We start from the raw sequence: 17,863 nt of genomic DNA, 5'->3' as shown, positions 1-17,863 counted from the left end.
AAGGGCGGATGTCCGCTCACGCCCGGCCGCGCGATTTGAAACCGTGGACGTCTCGCTGGTACCGTTCACGACATGCCGCTGATCAGTCGATTTTCGCGCTATGTGCGGGCTCCGGGTGAGGCCGAGGCCGGGTCCAGCCGCCCGTCGACCACCGCCGTGACGACCCGCCTCGTCAGCGTGCTCTCCAGCACCAGCGGCCGGTCCCAGGCCAGTGCCTGCCCCACCCCCGGATAGTGCTCCACCCGCACGAACCACGGATCGTCGGCCGTCTGAGCGAAGACGAGCGTCCAGTCCCGGCCCTCGGGCGTGCTGCCCGTCATGGCCACCCACGGGGAGCGGCTGCCGTGCACGGCCTGCTCGTCCCCCGGGAAGGTGGCCCGGCCGGTGGAGGTGCCGGGCGCGCGCCAGAAGAACCCGCCGTAGCCCGCGCCCTCCCGGCCCTTGGTGGCTGAGCTCTGGATCTCCAGGGGAGAGCCGGTGAGGTTCGTGAGCGTGAACGTGAAGTCCAGCGCCCAGAAGCCGTCGAGCGGCAGGGCCGTGACCGCGCGTTCCTCGCGCGCCATGAGCCGCCCCTTGGGCCCGACCCACTCCAGGTGCTCGACGAAACCGCAGTCATCGAGCCGCGAGAACGCCACGTGCCGCTGAACGCCATGATCGTCCAGCCAGGTCGGGCCCTGGTCCTTGACGTAGGTGCGGCCGCCCCAGAAGTTCGCGCCGCCCAGGTCGGAGATCGCGACTCCCACGCCGAGATGGTGCACGTGGTCCTCGGGGCGCAGCTGGGTGACCGCCACGCCGCCGAGCGTGCGCACCGGATGCAGGTAGGGGCGCGGCGAGTCGGTGACCGGCAGGTCGGGCCGCCACTCGTACGAGGCCACCGCCGTGTCCGCGACGTGTAGCTCCACCGTCGTCCACGGCACGCCCAGCTCCGAATACACCGCCAGCTCCGCGGCGCTGCGGGCGGTCAGGTCGTCGACGCCGGGCAGGGTCCGGCGCGTGACCTCGCCGGAGGCGGGGTCACGCTCGACGACCTGGTGCCGATCGGGGATCGGCAGCGGCTCGGGCGCCAGCCGCACCGCGTCCAGCACCTGCGTGAACGACTCCGTGGCCGACAGCGGCACCAGCAGGCCGGCGCCCGCGCGGACGTGGTCGATGAGGTTCTCCAGCAGGTCGGTGCGCTCGTGCACCGTGGTCGTGACCGAGCCGTCCGGGAGCTCGACCTTGAGCACGTCCTTCGTGTAGAAGAGCGTGGCCCGGCCCGCGTCGCCGTGCACGACCAGGTACGGGTCGTGCGTTTCCGCCGCGCACAGCGTGACCGCGATCGTGATCACCTGGCCGTCGTCGAGCCGGATCCGCACGCAGGACGTGTCGTCCGCCTCGATCGGGTGGGCGTGGTAGAGCTCGGTCTCGATCCCCGTGATCCGGCCGTCCACGAGGGCGAGAGCGGTCGCGACGGCATGCGCGAACGGGTTCGTGAGCGCGCCGTCCACCACGTCGACGCCGGCCAGCCGGCGTCTGCCCGACCAGGGGGACCTGGTGAAGTAGGAGGAGGGCCGCACCCAGGCGCCCGCGCCGCCGATGCCGCGGACCCGGCCGAGCGCGCCGCCGGCGATCAGCGAGCGCAGCGCGGGGACCGCCGCCGAGCCGAGCGACTGGAAGCCGACCTGGCAGGCCAGCCCCGTCTCCGCCACCGCGGCGGCGATCCGCTCGTGCGCCGACCCGCTGGCCGCGGGCGGCTTCTCCAGCAGCACGTGGGAGCCGGCGTGCAGCGCGGTCACGGCGAGGTCGGCGTGCGTCTGGATCGGCGTGCAGATGATCGTGATCTCCGCGCCGCTCTTGGCGATCAGCTGGCCCAGATCGGGCGACTGCAGGGGCGAGGCGAAGTCCACTTCGACCGGGCGCACGTCGCAGATCCCGGCGAGCTCGACCAGCCCCTGGTGGCTGAGCCCGCGCAGGATGTCCAGGTGGTGCCGCCCGTGCCCGTGCGCACCGGCGAGTACGATCTTCACCGCGACCACCTCAGCCCCAGGCCCGCGTGCTCGCCCGCCCGCAGCACACCGTCGGAGACCCGCACCGGGTACGGCTCCTCCAGCAGCCCGAGCGTCGCGAACGACGCGTCCTCCACGTCCTCCGCCATGACCGGCAGCGGCAGCGCCAGCGCGAGCTGCCCGGAGATCTCGCTCAGCAGGTGCGGGTAGACCGGCACGTCGTACGTCCTGGCCAGCTCCACGATCCGCAGGAACGGCGTGATCCCGCCGACCCGCACCACGTTCGGCTGGATGACGTCGCACGCGCCCGCGGCCAGCAGGTCGCGGAACCCGTACGTGGTGTAGACGTTCTCCCCGACCGCGACGGGCACGTCGATGGAGCGCCGCAGCTCCACATGGGCGGCCACGTCGTCGGCGGGCAGCGGCTCCTCGATCCAGTGCAGCCCGAACTCCCGCAACGCGGCAATGGCCCGCCTGGCCCGGTGCAGGTCCCACCGCTGGTTCGCGTCGATCATCAGCAGCCGGTCGGGCCCGATCATCTCGCGAACGGCGGCCACCCGGGCCACGTCCTCCGCCAGGTCGGGCCGCCCCACCTTGATCTTGACGCCCCGGTACCCGGCCGCCATCCAGCGCCGGGCCTGCTCCACCAGCTCCTCCAGCGGGTAGTGCAGGTTGACGCCGCTGCCGTAGACGGGCACCTCGTCGCGCCGCCGCCCCAGCACGTCGGCCAGGCCGCTGTCGCCGCAGCGCAGGTCCCACAGCGCCAGGTCGATCCCGGCCAGCGCGATCGTGGTGATCCCACCGGGCCCCGCCTCGCGCAGGTGGCGCCAGAGCCGGTCCCACACCACCTCCGGGTGCGCGGGCAGCCCGATCAGCGCCTCGCGCAGGTCGTGGTCGAGCAGAGCCTGTACGGCGTGCGCCCCGATCTGCGGCGTCCACGAGAACCCGGTGCCGGTCCGCCCGTCCTTCAGCGTGACCTCGCACACGACCACGTGGTTGGCGGGCACGTCCGCGCCCCAGGGCCGCGGCAACGCGACCGTTCGCAGCGAGGTACGAAGGTCGGCGATCGTCATGACTTCGCCAGCTCCAGCCCTGTCTTGATCAGCGCCTCCAGCTCCTCCAGGTGTTCCTCGGTCAGCTCGACCAGCGGCGGGCGGACGGCGCCCACGTCCAGGCCGCGCAGCCGTACCCCGGCCTTGACCAGGGAGACCGGGTAACCGGGGACCTTGCCGCGCAGCCGTACGAGCGGGGCGTAGAACCCGGTGAGCAGTCGCTCGTCACCGTTCAGATAGGCCAGCGCGATCTCCGGTGCGAACGCGAAGACCGCGCTCGAGTACAGCTCCACGCCGATGCCCCGGTAGGCGGGCATGGTCAGCTCGGCCGTCGGCAGCCCGTTGAAGAAGAGAAAGTCCGGGTACGACTCCCGCACCGCCAGCACGATCCGCTGCATCCTGTCGATGTCGCCCACGCCGTCCTTGAGCCCGATCACGCCGGGGATCCCGGCCAGCTCGACCACGGCCTCCGGCTCCAGCACCACCGAGGCCCGCTGGTAGACGATCACCGGCAGCTCGGCGGCCACCGCCGCCACGTAGGCGGCGAAGCCGTGTCCCGGCCCCTGCGCCAGGTACGGCGGCATGAGCAGCAGCCCGTCGGCGCCCGCCGCGCGCGCGGCCCGCGCCTGGTTCAGCGCCGCGCCGAGCGGGCCGCCCGCGCCCGCGAACACCGGCACCCGCCCGCCCACGACCTCGACCGCCACCCGCACCGCCCGCGCGTGCTCCGACTCCGACAGCGCGGAGAACTCCCCGGTGCCGCACGCCACGAACACGCCGCCGGGACCGTGCTCCATGCCCTGCCGGATGTGCTCGGCCAGCACCTCTTCTGCGAGCCTCCCGTCGCCGTCGAAGGGGGTCACGGGGAAGAACAGCACACCGCTCAGATTCATGCAGATTCCTTCAGTTCAGTGCGCCAGCTCCGCTTGGGCTGCCAGCCGAGCAGGCGCTGTGCCTTGGTCGTCGAGAAAGCGGGGGTGGTGCCGGTGAGCCCGGCCGCGAACGGCTCAGTTCCCGGCACGACCTGGGGCAGCAGGTCGGCGAGCGGCTTCCTGGCCAGGGCGTCGGCGGCCCCGGCGAAGAACACCTCGCCGTTGGGCAGCTCGGGCAGCGCCTCGGCCAGCACGGCGATCATTTCGGCGGCGTCGCGGGAGTCGATGTAGTTGAACAGCGAGACCCCGCCCAGCTCGGGCCGGTCCAGCCGCTCCTTCACGGTGTGCCCCGACTGCGTGGGCGCGCCCGCCCACTCCTCGGGCGGAATGACGAAGCACGGCCGCACCGCGGCCATCCGGGTCGTCCCGGCCACCGCGAACGCCTTCATGGTCTGCTCGGCCACGACCTTGGACAGGTTGTACGCGTTCCACGGCCGTACCGGGTGCTCTTCGTCGATCGGCAGGTAGCCGGGCGCCCAGCCGCCCGGGGCGCCGTACCCGATCACCGTCGGGCTGCTGGCCACCACCACGCCCCGCACGCCCAGCGCCACGGACGCCTCGCAGACGTTGAACGCCAGCTGCGTGTTGACCTTGTAGATCACTGACTCCGGATAGCTGAACGGCGTCGCGATGGCCGCCAGATGGATCACGGACTCGGGCCGGAACCTGGCGATCACCTCGAACGCCTCGCCCGTGTCCGTGAGGTCGGCCGGTAAGGCGAGCGCGGCCTCGGATGGCGTGCCCGGCGCTCGGTCCACGCCGATGACCTCGTGCCCGGCCGCCGCGAGCGTGCTGACCACGCTGCGGCCCAGGCGTCCTGCGCTTCCGGTGACGAGGACTCTGCTCACCCTGGGAGGCTCCTTCAAGACTGCAAACAGTTGCACTAAACCTTCGTGTCACCGAGGGCAAGGCGTCAAGTAGTGATTTCGTTGCCCCCGGCACGAGCAGGGGTTTCCCGGCGAGTTCGCTCGGCAAGCGCTTTCATGGTACTCGGGGATTCTGCAAGCGGTTGCGTTATGGTGGGCGACTGTGACAGTGACGATTCGTGATGTGGCCCGGGCCTCCGGCGTGCATGTATCGACCGTGTCGCGGACGTTCTCCGCGCCGCACATGGTGAACGCGGCCACCCGCACCAGGGTGCTGACCGTGGCCGAGGAGCTGGGATACCGCCCCAACCGGGCGGCCAGGGCGCTCACGACCGGCCGCACCCACAACCTCGGCCTGATCGTGGCCGACATCGCCAATCCGTTCTTCCCTCCGCTGATCAAGGCGGCCCACGCGGCGGCCAGGCAGCGCGACTACCACCTGTTCGTGGCCGACACCGACGAGGAGGCGGCCGCCGAGGAGGAGCTGGTGCAGGCGTTCTCCAAACAGGTGGACGGTCTGGTGCTGTGCAGCCCCCGGTCGTCCAACAAGGCGCTGGAACGGCTGGCCCAGCGGGTGCCGTTCGTGGTGATCAACCGGCGGCTGCGCGGCGCCGCCACGGTGCTGATGGACGTGGGCAGCGGCGCCAGGCTGGCGGTCGAGCACCTGGCCGGGCTCGGGCACCGCCGCGTGGCGCTGGTGTCGGGGCCGGCCGGCTCGTGGACGAGCGCGGAGATCCGTACGGCCGCCGAACAGGTGGACGGTGTCGAGCTGGTCGTCATCGGCCCCAACGCGCCCACCGAGCGGGGCGGGTTCGCGGCGGCGGGCAGGGTGCGCGACTCCGGGGCGACCGGCGCGCTCGCCTACAACGACCTGGTGGCGATCGGGCTCATCGAGGGCCTCGGCGACCTCGGGCTGGGCGTGCCGGAGGACGTCAGCGTCGTGGGGATCGACGACATCGTCCCTGGACGGCTGAGCCGGCCCAAGCTCACGACGGTCGCCATGCCCACGGCCGCGGCAGGCCGGCTCGCGGTGGACCTCCTCATCCAGGAGGTGACGGCCACCACGTCACTGGAGACGCGCCTGGTCATCAGGGACTCCACCGCGCCACCACGATAGCCTGCCTGCTGCAAACGGTTGTACAAATCGCGCAGCAAATTCGTCTGACTTCTCCGTTGGGCAGGCGCTCTAGCTGGGAAAACGCCGTAACGATATATCGGTAACGGCTATGTAACGGCTGCAAAGGGTTGACGCAACTTTCCCGCCAGCTATAGGAAAGCGCTATCCATTCACATCTCGCCGGAAGGTCCGTGAATGACGAATGAGTTCCGTCATGGCTGACATGGTCAGAGGCGGGCCCCGCTCCCTACGTGCCCGCCGCGAGGCGAGGGCCGCCTATCTGTTCCTGGCGCCCTGGTTCGTCGGCCTGCTCGTCATCACGATCGGCCCGATCTTCGCCTCGCTCTACCTGTCCTTCACCGACTACAGCCTCCTCAAGGAGGCCAAGTGGGTCGGGCTCGAGAACTACGTCAAGATGTTCACCGAGGACGAGAGGTTTCTCTCCTCGTTGAAGGTGACCACGATCTACGTGGTCGTATCGGTCCCGCTGCAGCTGGCCTTCGCGCTGGCGCTGGCGCTGGTGCTCGACAGAGGGCTGCGCGGGCTGTCGTTCTACCGCTCGATCTTCTACCTGCCCTCGCTGCTGGGCGGCAGCGTCGCGATCGCGATCCTCTGGCGCAAGGTCTTCGGCGCCGACGGTCTGGTCAACGCGGTGCTGTCGATCTTCGGGATCCAGGGTCCCGGCTGGATCGGCGACCCGGACACGGCGCTGGGCACGCTGATCCTCCTGCACGTGTGGACGTTCGGCGCCCCCATGATCATCTTCTTGGCCGGCCTGCGGCAGATCCCCAGCAGCTACTACGAGGCGGCCTCGGTGGATGGCGCCGGGTCCCTCCGCCAGTTCCGCTCGATCACGCTGCCGCTGCTGACGCCGATCATCTTCTTCAACCTCGTGCTGGAGCTGATCAAGTCGTTCCAGTCGTTCACGCAGGCCTTCATCGTCAGCAACGGCAAGGGCGGCCCGGCCGACTCCACCCTCTTCTACACGCTCTACCTCTACCTGCAGGGGTTCAAGAACTTTGACATGGGCTACGCCGCGGCGATGGCGTGGGTCCTGATGGTCATCATCGCCGCCCTGACCGGAGTGAACTTCCTCGCGTCTAAGTATTGGGTCTTCTATGGCGACACCAAGTAGGCCGGTCCCGGTGCTGTTCCGCCCCCTCAGGGGCGGGCCGGTGGTCAAGCACATCCTGCTGATCGGCTTCGGCCTGGTCATGCTCTATCCGCTGCTCTGGATGATCTCCAGCTCGCTCAAGCCGGAGGAGCTGATCTTCCGGGAGCCCGGACTGTGGCCCAGCAAGATCACGTTCGAGAACTACACCGAGGGCTGGACCGCGCTGAAGCACCCCTTCGGCTACTACCTGTGGAACTCCGCGGTCGTCACGGCGTTGTCGGTGGTGGCGAACCTGGTGGCCTGCTCGCTGGCGGCCTACGCCTTCGCGCGGCTGAACTTCCCGCTGAAGAAGTTCTGGTTCGCGATCATGCTGGGCACGATCATGCTGCCGCACCACGTGACGATCGTGCCGCAGTACATCATGTTCTCGAAGCTCGACCTGATCAACACGATCTGGCCGCTGGTGATGCCCAAGGTGCTGGCGACGGACGCGTTCTTCGTCTTCCTTATGGTGCAGTTCATCCGTACGCTGCCGAGGGAGCTGGACGAGGCGGCCGAGATCGACGGAGCGGGCTATTGGCGCATCTTCATCAGAGTGGTCATGCCGCTCTGCCTGCCCGCGCTGGCCACCACCGCGATCTTCACGTTCATCTGGACCTGGAACGACTTCCTCAGCCAGCTCCTTTACCTCAACAACCCGAACAACTTCACCGTCCCGGTGGCTTTGCGCACGTTCCTCGACTCCAGCGGAGAGTCGTCGTGGGGCCCGATGTTCGCCATGTCGATCATCGCCCTCGGCCCGATCTTCGGCTTCTTCCTGGCCGGCCAGAAGTACCTGATCCGTGGCGTGGCCACCACGGGACTGAAGTAGCTCCATCCACCCCCCGACAAGAGGAAACCCATAGGAGGTAGAGCCGTGAGCTCTGGCAAGAAGATGTGGTCGGCGGCACTGCTCGCCACCGCAATGCTGGCGGTCACCGCGGCCTGCGGCAGCGGCAGCGGCGGCGAGAGCGCCGACGGCAAGGTCAAGCTGCGCTTCTCCTACTGGGGCAGCGACGCGCGACAGAAGATGACCGAAGAGGCGATCAAGAAGTTCGAGGCGAAGAACCCGACCATCGACGTCGAGGGCGAGTTCTCCGACTTCGGCAGCTATTACGAGTCGTTGTCCACCAAGGTCGCGGCCAACGACTCGCCCGACGTCATCACCCTCGAGATCCGCGGCCTGCGCGAGTACGCCGACCGCGGCACGCTGGCCGACCTGGCCAGCAAGGTCAACACCGCCGACATCGACGCGAAGGTGCTGGGCACCGGCGCCATCGACGGCAAGCAGTTCGCCATCCCCACCGGCGTCAACGCCTGGTCCCTGGTCGTGGACCCGGCCGCGGTCGAGAGCGCGGGGCAGAAACTGCCCGACGACACCAAGTGGACCTGGGACGACTGGGTCGACCTGTCAGCGAAGATCACCGACAAGAGCGGTGGGAAGGTCTTCGGCACGCAGCAGGCCTTCAACCCCGCCTTCCTGCAGATCTTCGCCGCGCAGCGGGGCGAGCCGTTCTACAACGGCAACAAGGTCGGCGTCTCGCCCGACACGCTCAAGGCGTGGTGGGCCATCATGCAGAACCTGATCAAGACCAAGGGCTCTCCTGACGCCGCGAAGAGCGCCGAGATCGGCGCCCAGAGCATTGACCAGTCGCTGTTCGCCACCGGCACCGGCGCGATGGGCATGTGGTGGAGCAACCAGCTCGGCGCGATCAACAAGGCGTCGGGCAAGGAGGTGGACCTGCTCCGGATGCCTAAGGCGCAGGGCGCGACCACCGGAGGCATGTTCCTGCAGCCCGCGATGTTCTACACCGCCTCGTCGAAGTCCGAGCACGCGACCGAGGCCGCCAAGTTCATCGACTTCATGATCAACGACCCGGAGGCGGGCCAGATCATCCTCAGCGACCGGGGCCTGCCGGCCAGCTCCAAGGTGCTGGCGGCGGTCAGGGAGAAGCTGCCCGCCACGGACAAGAAGACGCTGGACTTCCTCGACAAGGTCAAGGGCGAGCTGGCCGACCCGCCGGCCGCTCCGCCGAAGGGCGCCAGCGCCATGGAGGACATCCTCACGCGGTACTCGGAGGAGGTCCTGTTCGGCAGGATGACCCCCGACGACGCCGCGCAGAAGTTCATCACCGAAGCCAACGCCGCGATCGCCGGCTAAAAGGAGAGAAATGAAGTACGCGTTCGTCGGGCTCGGGCACCGCGCGCAGATGTACGTCGACGCGCTGCTCGGCGAGTGGCGCGACGCCGGCACCATCGTCGCTCTGTGCGACACGAACCGGACCCGCATGGACTACTACGTCGAGCGGATCGGTCACGAGGTGCCGCGCTTCACGCCAGATGAGTTCGGCAAGGTGCTCGAGCTCGCCGACGCGGTCATCGTCACCACCGTGGATGCCACCCACGCCCGGTACGTGTGCGCGGCGCTCGACGCCGGGCGCGACGTCATCGTGGAGAAGCCGCTCACCATCGACGCCGAGGGCTGCGCGGCCATCGCGGAGGCGGCCGAGCGCAGCACCGGCAAGCTGATCGTGACCTTCAACTACCGGTACTCGCCGCGTAACTCGGCCGTGCGCCGCCTGCTGCAGGAGGGCGCGATCGGCCGGGTGACGTCCGTGCACTTCGAGTGGACGCTCGACACCATCCACGGCGCCGACTACTTCCGCCGCTGGCACCGCGAGCGGATCAACTCGGGCGGGCTGCTCGTCCACAAGTCCACCCACCACTTCGACCTGGTCAACTGGTGGCTCGCCGCCGCTCCCCAGACCGTCTTCGCCCAGGCCGACCTGCGCTTCTACGGCTCGGAGAACGCCCGCGAGCGCGGCGTGACCGACCGTCCCACGCGTGGCCAGGGCGCCCCGGGCCTCGGTACGGACCCGTTCATCCTGGACATCTCCCAGGACGAGCGGCTCAAGCGGCTCTACCTGGACGCGGAGCACGAGGACGGCTATATCCGCGACCAGGACGTCTTCGGCGACGGGATCACCATCGACGACACCATGTCGGTGATGGTCCGCTACACCGACGGCGCCGTGCTCACCTATTCGCTCAACGCCTACGCCCCCTTCGAGGGCTACCGGGTGGCGTTCAACGGCACGGCCGGGCGGCTGGAGCTGGAGGTGGTCGAGCGGGCGTGGACCCCGCCGCACGCGGCCGTCGACCCGAGTGCCGCCTCCAAGCAGCACAAGGCCGACTCGTGGGAGAAGCTCACCCTGCACCGCCAGTGGAGCGAGGCGGAGGAGGTGCCGATCGAGAGCGGGGCCGGCGGGCACGGCGGCGGCGACCGCCTGCTGCTGAACGACGTCTTCCGCGGGCCCGGCGACGACCCGCTGAAGCGGCAGGCCGGCTACCGCGACGGCATCCGCAGCGTGCTGACGGGCCACGCGGCCAACGTCTCGGCCGCGACCGGCGAGCCCGTGCACCTCGCGGACGAGGGCACGCGTGTTCGCTGAGCTGGCCGGCATCGCCGCCGCCCAGCTCGGGGTCTATCCGTCTCTTCCGGGCTCCGAGCTGCGCTCGGCCGCGCGTGCCGCCATGGGGGTGCTCGACCTGACCGCTCAGGACGTGCGGGTCGAGTGCTCGTGGACGGACGGCGACCTCGCCGGGGAGGAGCTCTCCTGGTCGGTGGGGTTCGGGCCACGCACCCACGCGTACCTGCTGCGCCCTCGGGACGCGGCCGGCCCGCTGCCCGGGGTGGTGGCGCTGCACTGCCACGGCGGGATGAAGTGGGTCGGCAAGGAGAAGATCGCCGACGGCCCCTCCGCACCTTCTCCCGAGGTGCTGAGGGTGCGCGAGCGGATCTACGGCGGTCGCGCGTACGCGAACGAGCTGGCCCGGCGCGGCTTCGTGGTGCTGGTCCCCGACGTGCTCACCTGGGGCAGCCGCCGCTTCCCGCTCGGTGTCGATGAGCCCGCCCGTTACGACGCGGCGGCCAAGGACCACGAGCACGTGGTCGCCAAGTACTGCGCCGCGCTCGGCACGTCCTTCGCGGGCGTGACGGCGGGCGAGGACCTGGCCGCGGCGGCTTATCTCCGGTCAAGGCCCGACGTGGGCCCCGTCGGATGCGCCGGGCTCTCCGGAGGCGGCCTGCGGGCCGCCCTCCTCGGCGCGTTCGACCCGGACATCCGGGCCGTGGTCGTCGCCGCGATGGTCTCGTCCTACCGCGACATGCTCAACGGGTACGTCGAGAAGCACACGTGGCTGCTCTGGCCGCCGGGGCTGCCGCGCCTGGGCGACTGGCCCGACCTGGTGGCCGCCCGCGCGCCCGAGCCGCTCATGGTGCAGTACGCCCTGCGTGACGAGCTGTTCCCCGAGCCGGGCATGCGCCGGGCGCACGCCATGATCGAGGAGCGTTACCGGGAGGCCCCCGACGCCTACGAGGCGGTGTGGGCCGACGTGCCGCATAGTTTCGACGTGCCCAGGCAGGAGCGGGCCTTCGACTGGCTGGCCCGTAACCTGAAGAAATAGGAGAGACGGCCGCCGCCCGGACCTGCCCCGGGCGGCGGCGCTCAGCGCTTTATGGCCGAGCTTCCGCTCAACTAGCTGCGCTGGATGTCCTCGCTTCGCTGCGGATCCAGCGCAGCTAGTTGCCCGACTTCCACGTGGCGATCAGCTTGTCGTAGTCGAGCGTCTCGGGCTTGCCGCGCTCGTCGGCCAGCTTCGGCGCGGGCGCGCCCGGCTGGTCGAGCCAGTACTGGGCGGGGCGCTCGGGGTTCAGCTTCGGCGCGCAGTTCCCGCCGTAGCCGCGCCGCTCCAGCCGGGCCAGGATGTCGTCCTGCTGCTTGGCCAGGTTGTCCATGGACTGCTGGGCCGTCGTCTCGCCGGTCACCGCGGTGGCCACGTTCTGCCACCAGAGCTGAGCGAGCTTGGGATAGTCGGGCACGTTCGTCCCGGTCGGTGTCCACTGCTTGCGGGCCGGCGAGGCGTAGAACTCGATGAGCCCGCCGTACTTCTTGGAGTTCTCCGAGAAGTAGTCGCTCCTGATGTCGGAGTCGCGGATGAACGTCAGCCCCTTGATCGACTTCTTCAGCGACACCGATTTCGACGTGACGAACTGCGCGTACAGCCAGGCCGCGGCCCGGCGGTCCTGCGGCGTGTTCCGGAGCAGCGTCCACGAGCCGGCGTCCTGGTAGCCGAGCTTGTTGCCCTGCTTCCAGTACGCGCCGTGCGGGCTCGGCGCGATGCGCCACTTGGGCGTGCCGTCGCTGTTGACGACCGACAGCCCCGGCTTGGTCATGTCGGCCGTGAACGACGTGTACCAGAAGATCTGCTGGGCGATGTTGCCCTGCGCCGGCACCGGGCCCGCCTCGCTGAAGTTCATGCCCGCGGCCTCCCGGGGGGCGTACTTCTTCAGCCAGTCCACGTACTTGGTGAGCGCGTAGACCGAGGCGGGGCCGTTGACGTCGCCGCCGCGGGTGACCGACGAGCCGACCGGGCGGCAGTTCTCGACCCTGATGCCCCATTCGTCCACCGGCAGGCCGTTGGGGATGCCGGGGTCGCCGTTGCCCGCCATGGACAGCCAGGCGTCGGTGAAGCGCCAGCCCAGCGACGGGTCCTTCCTGCCGTAGTCCATGTGGCCGTAGACCTTCTTGCCGTCCATGGTCCCGTTGCCGTTGACCTTGCTGGTGAAGAAGTCGGCGATGTCCTCATATGCCGCCCAGTTGACCGGGACGCCCAGGTCGTACCCGTAGGCGTCCTTGAACTGCTTCTTGATCTTCGGGTCGGTGAACCAGTCGTAGCGGAACCAGTACAGGTTCGCGAACTGCTGGTCGGGGAGCTGGTAGATCTTCTTGTCCGGGCCGGTGGTGAAGCTGATGCCGATGAAGTCGTCCAGGTCGAGCGTGGGCGAGGTGACGTTCTTGCCCTCGCCCGCCATGTAGTCGGACAGCGGGAAGACGTAGTCGCCGCGGGAGTGGGTGCCGATGAGGTCGGAGTCGTTGACGTACGCGTCGTAGATGTTCTGGTTGCCCTGGATCTGGGTCTGGAGCTTCTCGATGACGTCACCTTCCTGGATCAGATCGTGCTTGATCTTGATCCCGGTGATCTCGGTGAACGCCTTGGCCAGCGTCTGGGCCTCGTACTCGTGGGTGGTGATCGTCTCGGAGACCACGTTGATCTGCATGCCCCGGTACGGCGCCGCGGCCTTGATGAACCAGTCCATCTCCGCCAGCTGCTGGTCCTTGGACAGGGTGCTCGGCGTGAACTCGTCCGTCACCCACCGCTGCGCCGCGGCCTTGCCGTCGGACTCCTTGAAGTCGCTCGTGGGCTTCTTCTCGCCCTGCGTGCAACCGGCCACTATCAGGACGACCGCGGCCAGACCCACCACCGCGGACCTGCCTGCCCGATGCCTCATCGCTTGGCTCCTCCTCTGTTAACCCCATATCCCGATCACGACCGCCACCAGCAGCGCGCACCCGAGTGCGAGCCACATGGACAGGTCGGTGACTGCTATCCAGCCCGCCAGCACGACGGCGGCGCTGATCAGGCCGATGTAGAGCCGGTCGCCACGGTCGGTCTCGATGCGCAGGAAGCCGCGCCGGGCCACGGGCGGGGAGATGCGGGCCCAGACCGCCATGACGACCAGAAGGAGGGCGAGCCCGGCGAAGACCAGGGCGGTGGGGACGGTCCAGACCATCCACTCGAGCATCCCTAGACCCTCCCCATGGTGAATCCCTTGGCTATGTAGTTGCGGACGAACCAGATGACGATCGCGCCCGGGACGATGGTGAGCACCCCCGCCGTGGCCAGCAGGCCCCAGTCCACCCCGGCCGCGCTCACCGTCCTGGTCATGGTCGCGGCGATCGGCTTCGCGTTCACCGAGGTGATGGTCCTGGCGATCAGCAGCTCGACCCAGCTGAACATGAAGCAGAAGAACAGCGTGACGCCGATCGCGGAGCGGATCATCGGCAGGAATATGCGGATGAAGAAACGGGGCAGCGAATAGCCGTCTATCGCAGCCGTCTCGTCGATTTCCCGGGGGATTCCTGACATGAAGCCCTCGAGTATCCACACGGCGAGCGGCACGTTGAAGAGCATGTGCGCAAGGGCGACACCGAGATGCGTGTCGAAGAGCCCGACGCTCTGATAAATCTGGAAAAACGGCAGCAGGAACACCGCCGGCGGCGCCATGCGGTTCGTCAGCAACCAGAAGAACAGGTGCTTGTCCCCGGCGAAACGGAACCGCGAGAACGCGTACGCCGCCGGCAACGCCACGACGAGCGACATCACGGCGTTCATCGAGGTGTAGACGATGGAGTTCAGATAGCTCGAATACCAGGCGGAGTCGGAGAAGAAGGTGGCGTAGTTGTCGAACGTCACGCGCTGCGGGATGAGCGAGAAGCTGCCGAGGATGTCCTCGTTCGGCCGGATCGACATGAGGAACATCCACAGCACCGGCAGCATCAGCGTCGCCACATACAGCCAGAAGACCGTCCGCGCCCAGGGCAGCCGCCGCCCCGTGCCCCTGGTCAAAGCGGCCATCAGGTCACCTCCCCGACCTGGTCAGCACGGTGAAGAACACGTAGCAGAGGATCTGCACGAACAGGAAGTAGAGCAGCGAGAACGCGCCCGCCGGGCCCAGGTCGAACTGCCCGACCGCGATCTTCGACAGCAGGATGCTGAGGAACGACGTCGCGTTGCCCGGCCCGCCGCCCGTCACCACGAACGGCTCGGTGTAGATCATGAAGCTGTCCATGAACCTGAGCAGGATCGCGATCGTCAGCACCCCGCGCAGCCGGGGCAGCTGGATGTGGCGGAACGTGGCCCAGGCGGACGCGCCGTCGATCTGCGCGGCCCGGAAGTACGGATCGGGGATCGAGCGCAGCCCCGCGTACGCCAGCAGCACCACCAGCGGCGTCCAGTGCCAGACGTCCATGAGCAGGACCGTGACCCAGGCGTCCGTGGAGTCCAGCGTGTAGTTGAAGTTGATGCCCAGGATGTTGTTGATCGTCCAGCCGCCCAGGCCGATGTCGCCGCGGGCGAAGATCTGCCAGATCGTGCCCACCACGTTCCACGGGATGAGCAGCGGCAGCGCCACCAGCACCAGCGCCACCGACACCCACACGCCGCGGCGCGGCATCGACACCGCAATCGCCACTCCGAGTGGGATCTCCAGCAGCAGCACCTGCGCCGAGAACAGCAGCGTGCGCACGAACGCCGAGCGCACCTCGGGGTCGCGCGCGATCGAGCGGAACCACTCCAGGCCGACGAAGATGCGGTCGCTGGGGCTGAAGACGTCCTGGACGGAGAAGTTGACCACGGTCATCAGCGGGATCACGGCCGTGAACGCCACGGACACGACCACCGGCAGCACCAGCCACCAGGCCCGGTTGTTCTTCCGCTTCAGGTCCGCCCGCGGCTCCTCCTGGACCTCGGTCACGTCGTGCCCCTTCCGTTCAGCGGCGCGAGCGAACCGCACCTGACCTGGTCGCGGAACAGGAACGTGCGCTCCGCGGGGAAGTGCAGGAACTCCACCGACTCCGGCGCGTACGGCGAGCCCGCCTCGGCCTTGGCGGTCAAGGTGTGCTCGCCGACCTGGGCGTGCACGAGGTCGTAGGCCCCCATGCGGTCGATCCCGGTCACCCGGGCCGCCACCCCCGGCGAGTTGCGGGCGCTGCTGATCTGCACGAACTCGGGACGCACCCCGATCCTGACCGGCCCGGGCGGCAGGTCGCCTGCGGCCAGGCCCACGTCCGCCTGCCCGACGCGTACGACACCGTCGACGATCTCGGCGGGCAGCATGTTCATGCCCGGGGAGCCGATGAAGTGCCCCACGAACTCGTGCTCCGGCGACAGGAACAGCTCGGCCGGCTCGCCCGACTGCACGATCGCCCCGTCGTTGACCACCACGACCTCGTCGGCGAACGTCAGCGCCTCGGTCTGATCGTGCGTGACGTAGATCAGCGTGTGGCCCGTGTCGCGGTGGATCTCCTTGAGCTTGCTGCGCAGCGTCCACTTCAGCGCCGGGTCGACCACGGTGAGCGGCTCGTCCAGCAGCACCGCCGCCACCTGGGAGCGCACCAGGCCGCGGCCCAGGCTGACGATCTGCTGGCGGCCCGGGTCCAGGCGGCGTGACCTGCGGCGGAGGAGGTCCTCGAGGCCGAGGAGCCGCGAGACCTGGCGGACGCGCTCGTCGATCTCCTTCGCCGGATATTTCCGGTTACGGAGGGGGAAGGCCAGGTTGTCGTATACCGACATCTCCTCGTACAGGACCGGGAACTGGAAGACCTGCGCGATGTTGCGGCCCGCGGTGGGCACGTCGGTGACGTCGCGGTCGTCGAAGAAGATCCGGCCCACCGTGGGCGTGATCAGGCCGGAGATGATGTTCAGGAGTGTGGTCTTGCCGCAGCCGCTCGGGCCCAGGAGCGCGTACGCCCTTGCGCTCTGCCAGGTCCAGGTCATCGGCTTGAGCGCCCACGTCTGGCCGCCGTCGTAGCTGTGACCCACTCCTTCCAGCCGGATGTCAGCCATGCAGGTCGACCTCCGCGGCGCTCGTGGCGAGCAGGCGCCCGCCGTCCTCGTCGAAGACGAAGACGTGTGCCGGGTCCACGTACGCGACCGTGGTCTCGCCCGGGGTGAACAGCTGGGTGCCCGGCAGGTGGGCGACCAGGTGGACCCGCCCCTGCAGGAGCAGGTGCAGGAACGTCGCGCTGCCCGTCACCTCGGCCAGCCTGATCTCGGCGGGCAGCTCCAGCGCGCCGGGGCCGCCCCGTTCGATGCTGACCTGGTGAGGACGGATGCCGAGCATGACGTCGCGCCCGGACGCGTGCGCGCGGGGCGCGGGGAACGACGTGCCGAGGCATTCGATCCTGCCGTCGCGCACGACGCCGGGCAGCAGGTTGAGCGGCGGGTCGCTGAGCGTGGCGGCGACGGCGAGCGTGGGCGGGTGGGCGTACATCTCGGCCACGTCGCCGACGTGCTGGACCCGGCCTTCGCCCAGGACCACGGTCGGCGCGGCGAACGTGAGCGCCTCGTTCGGGTCGGCGGTGGAGTAGAGGACCACGCCGGCGGAGTTCGCGAACATGGTCTTCAGGTCGGCGCGCAACTGCTCGCGGAGCTTGAAGTCGAGGTTGGCCAGGGGTTCGTCGAGGAGCAGCACGTCCACGGGACGGGCCAGCGCCCGGGCGATGGCGGTGCGCTGCTGCTGGCCGCCCGACAGCTCGGCGGGCCTGCGGTCGAGGAACGCCGCGATGCCCATGAGCTCGGCCACCTCGCGCACCCGCCGGTCGATCCCGTCACGGCGGAACCGCGGGTCGAGCCGGAGGGGGGAGGCGATGTTCTCGTAGACGGTCAGCGACGGGTAATTGATGAATTGCTGGTAGACGAAGCCGACCGAGCGTTTTCGCACCGAAATGTCGGTGACGTCTTTTCCGTTGACAAGGATGCGGCCCGAATCCGGTGGTAACAATCCGGCGACGACGCGCATCAATGTCGTCTTTCCGGCGGTCATCGGGCCGATTAAGGTGGTCATTCCATCGGATAATTCCAGGCGAACGTCGTCAAGCCAGGTCTCCCCGCGCCGCCGTACGAAGACGCCATCGAGAATCAGCGTCACTGTGCCGGTCCTCTCTGCTCGCCTCCATCTAACATGATCTGCAACTGTGTGCAAAGAGGGCAGGTGGTGCAGGAGCGAAAATTGTGACAGCTGGGTTAATTACCACCCTTGTGCGCGGCCTGTCCTGATCAGTTGGTGAAGACCTTCGCCACCAGCTCGTGCAGCCGCTTCCGCTCGTCCGCCGTCAGCGGCGCCGGCGTCTCCCGCTC

16 protein-coding genes are annotated in these 17,863 nt (G+C 68.9%); 6 read left to right on the top strand and 10 right to left on the bottom strand.

Translation table 11 applies throughout. The features are described from left to right. Window positions 1-98: 98 nt before the first annotated feature. From ABN273_RS21175 to ABN273_RS21160, 4 genes are read right to left on the bottom strand one after another with little or no spacing between them, the layout of a single operon-like run. A complete protein-coding gene (locus ABN273_RS21175) occupies window positions 99-2,006 on the bottom strand; it encodes a DUF6807 family protein (protein ID WP_349450662.1) in 1,908 nt (635 codons plus the stop codon). Then, window positions 2,003-3,058, bottom strand: a complete 1,056-nt coding sequence (locus ABN273_RS21170; RefSeq protein WP_349450661.1) for a mandelate racemase/muconate lactonizing enzyme family protein — start codon at window positions 3,056-3,058, stop codon at window positions 2,003-2,005. Before ABN273_RS21170 ends, ABN273_RS21175 begins: the two co-directional genes overlap by 4 nt. Beyond that, window positions 3,055-3,927 carry a 5-dehydro-4-deoxyglucarate dehydratase gene (locus ABN273_RS21165; RefSeq protein ID WP_349450660.1) on the bottom strand — a complete coding sequence of 291 codons (873 nt, stop codon included), beginning with the start codon at window positions 3,925-3,927 and terminating at the stop codon, window positions 3,055-3,057. Before ABN273_RS21165 ends, ABN273_RS21170 begins: the two co-directional genes overlap by 4 nt. Continuing rightward, complete coding sequence (locus ABN273_RS21160) at window positions 3,924-4,814, bottom strand: NAD-dependent epimerase/dehydratase family protein (protein ID WP_349450659.1); 891 nt, start codon at window positions 4,812-4,814, stop codon at window positions 3,924-3,926. The genes ABN273_RS21165 and ABN273_RS21160 overlap by 4 nt, the downstream gene beginning before the upstream one ends. A gap of 181 nt (window positions 4,815-4,995) precedes the next feature. Here ABN273_RS21160 and ABN273_RS21155 point away from each other — a divergent pair, with 181 nt between their 5' ends. From ABN273_RS21155 to ABN273_RS21130, 6 genes are all read left to right on the top strand, one after another. After that, complete coding sequence (locus ABN273_RS21155) at window positions 4,996-5,949, top strand: LacI family DNA-binding transcriptional regulator (RefSeq protein WP_349450658.1); 954 nt, start codon at window positions 4,996-4,998, stop codon at window positions 5,947-5,949. 214 nt (window positions 5,950-6,163) lie between these two features. After that, window positions 6,164-7,084, top strand: coding sequence for a carbohydrate ABC transporter permease (locus ABN273_RS21150; protein ID WP_349450657.1), 921 nt, complete (start codon window positions 6,164-6,166; stop codon window positions 7,082-7,084). Then, window positions 7,068-7,934, top strand: a complete 867-nt coding sequence (locus tag ABN273_RS21145; RefSeq protein ID WP_349450656.1) for a carbohydrate ABC transporter permease — start codon at window positions 7,068-7,070, stop codon at window positions 7,932-7,934. The genes ABN273_RS21150 and ABN273_RS21145 overlap by 17 nt, the downstream gene beginning before the upstream one ends. A 45-nt stretch (window positions 7,935-7,979) precedes the next feature. Next, complete coding sequence (locus tag ABN273_RS21140) at window positions 7,980-9,263, top strand: ABC transporter substrate-binding protein (RefSeq protein ID WP_349450655.1); 1,284 nt, start codon at window positions 7,980-7,982, stop codon at window positions 9,261-9,263. Between the two features lie 10 nt (window positions 9,264-9,273). Next, complete coding sequence (locus ABN273_RS21135) at window positions 9,274-10,554, top strand: Gfo/Idh/MocA family protein (RefSeq protein WP_349450654.1); 1,281 nt, start codon at window positions 9,274-9,276, stop codon at window positions 10,552-10,554. Next, the gene (locus ABN273_RS21130) at window positions 10,544-11,569 is read left to right on the top strand and encodes a dienelactone hydrolase family protein (protein ID WP_349450653.1); all 1,026 of its coding nucleotides are present in this window, start codon (window positions 10,544-10,546) and stop codon (window positions 11,567-11,569) included. Before ABN273_RS21135 ends, ABN273_RS21130 begins: the two co-directional genes overlap by 11 nt. Window positions 11,570-11,684: 115 nt before the next feature. Here ABN273_RS21130 and ABN273_RS21125 read toward each other — a convergent pair whose 3' ends face one another. The 6 genes from ABN273_RS21125 to ABN273_RS21100 are packed head-to-tail and all read right to left on the bottom strand — an operon-like array spanning window position 11,685 to window position 17,654. After that, window positions 11,685-13,454: an ABC transporter substrate-binding protein gene (locus ABN273_RS21125; RefSeq protein ID WP_349450652.1), complete on the bottom strand. Its 1,770-nt coding sequence runs from the start codon at window positions 13,452-13,454 to the stop codon at window positions 11,685-11,687. An 18-nt stretch (window positions 13,455-13,472) separates the two neighbouring features. Next, complete coding sequence (locus ABN273_RS21120; protein WP_349450651.1) at window positions 13,473-13,748, bottom strand: DUF2160 domain-containing protein; 276 nt, start codon at window positions 13,746-13,748, stop codon at window positions 13,473-13,475. 2 nt (window positions 13,749-13,750) lie between these two features. Continuing rightward, window positions 13,751-14,581 (bottom strand): carbohydrate ABC transporter permease, encoded by an 831-nt coding sequence (locus tag ABN273_RS21115; protein WP_349450650.1) that lies wholly within the window; start codon window positions 14,579-14,581, stop codon window positions 13,751-13,753. Window positions 14,582-14,585: 4 nt separating this feature from the next. Further along, the gene (locus tag ABN273_RS21110) at window positions 14,586-15,479 is read right to left on the bottom strand and encodes a carbohydrate ABC transporter permease (RefSeq protein ID WP_349450649.1); all 894 of its coding nucleotides are present in this window, start codon (window positions 15,477-15,479) and stop codon (window positions 14,586-14,588) included. Next, entirely contained in the window at window positions 15,476-16,570 is a 1,095-nt protein-coding gene (locus ABN273_RS21105; protein WP_349450648.1) for an ABC transporter ATP-binding protein, read from the bottom strand. Before ABN273_RS21105 ends, ABN273_RS21110 begins: the two co-directional genes overlap by 4 nt. After that, a complete protein-coding gene (locus ABN273_RS21100; protein WP_349450647.1) occupies window positions 16,563-17,654 on the bottom strand; it encodes an ABC transporter ATP-binding protein in 1,092 nt (363 codons plus the stop codon). The genes ABN273_RS21105 and ABN273_RS21100 overlap by 8 nt, the downstream gene beginning before the upstream one ends. Window positions 17,655-17,863: the final 209 nt, after the last annotated feature.

This window comes from Nonomuraea sp. B19D2, from assembly GCF_040137845.1.
In the GTDB taxonomy this organism is placed as follows: domain Bacteria; phylum Actinomycetota; class Actinomycetes; order Streptosporangiales; family Streptosporangiaceae; genus Nonomuraea.
The sequence above is the reverse complement of the archived record's forward strand: the minus strand, read 5'-3'. Positions and strand labels throughout refer to the sequence as shown.

Bases quoted from the DNA above. Each gene is read 5' to 3' on its own strand.
- ABN273_RS21170 (WP_349450661.1), bottom strand. From the start codon at position 3,058: ATGACGATCGCCGACCTTCGTACCTCGCTGCGAACGGTCGCGTTGCCG.
- ABN273_RS21165 (WP_349450660.1), bottom strand. From the start codon at position 3,927: ATGAATCTGAGCGGTGTGCTGTTCTTCCCCGTGACCCCCTTCGACGGC.
- ABN273_RS21150 (WP_349450657.1), top strand. From the start codon at position 6,164: ATGGCTGACATGGTCAGAGGCGGGCCCCGCTCCCTACGTGCCCGCCGC.
- ABN273_RS21145 (WP_349450656.1), top strand. From the start codon at position 7,068: ATGGCGACACCAAGTAGGCCGGTCCCGGTGCTGTTCCGCCCCCTCAGG.
- ABN273_RS21135 (WP_349450654.1), top strand. From the start codon at position 9,274: ATGAAGTACGCGTTCGTCGGGCTCGGGCACCGCGCGCAGATGTACGTC.
- ABN273_RS21125 (WP_349450652.1), bottom strand. From the start codon at position 13,454: ATGAGGCATCGGGCAGGCAGGTCCGCGGTGGTGGGTCTGGCCGCGGTC.
- ABN273_RS21120 (WP_349450651.1), bottom strand. From the start codon at position 13,748: ATGCTCGAGTGGATGGTCTGGACCGTCCCCACCGCCCTGGTCTTCGCC.
- ABN273_RS21115 (WP_349450650.1), bottom strand. From the start codon at position 14,581: ATGGCCGCTTTGACCAGGGGCACGGGGCGGCGGCTGCCCTGGGCGCGG.
- ABN273_RS21105 (WP_349450648.1), bottom strand. From the start codon at position 16,570: ATGGCTGACATCCGGCTGGAAGGAGTGGGTCACAGCTACGACGGCGGC.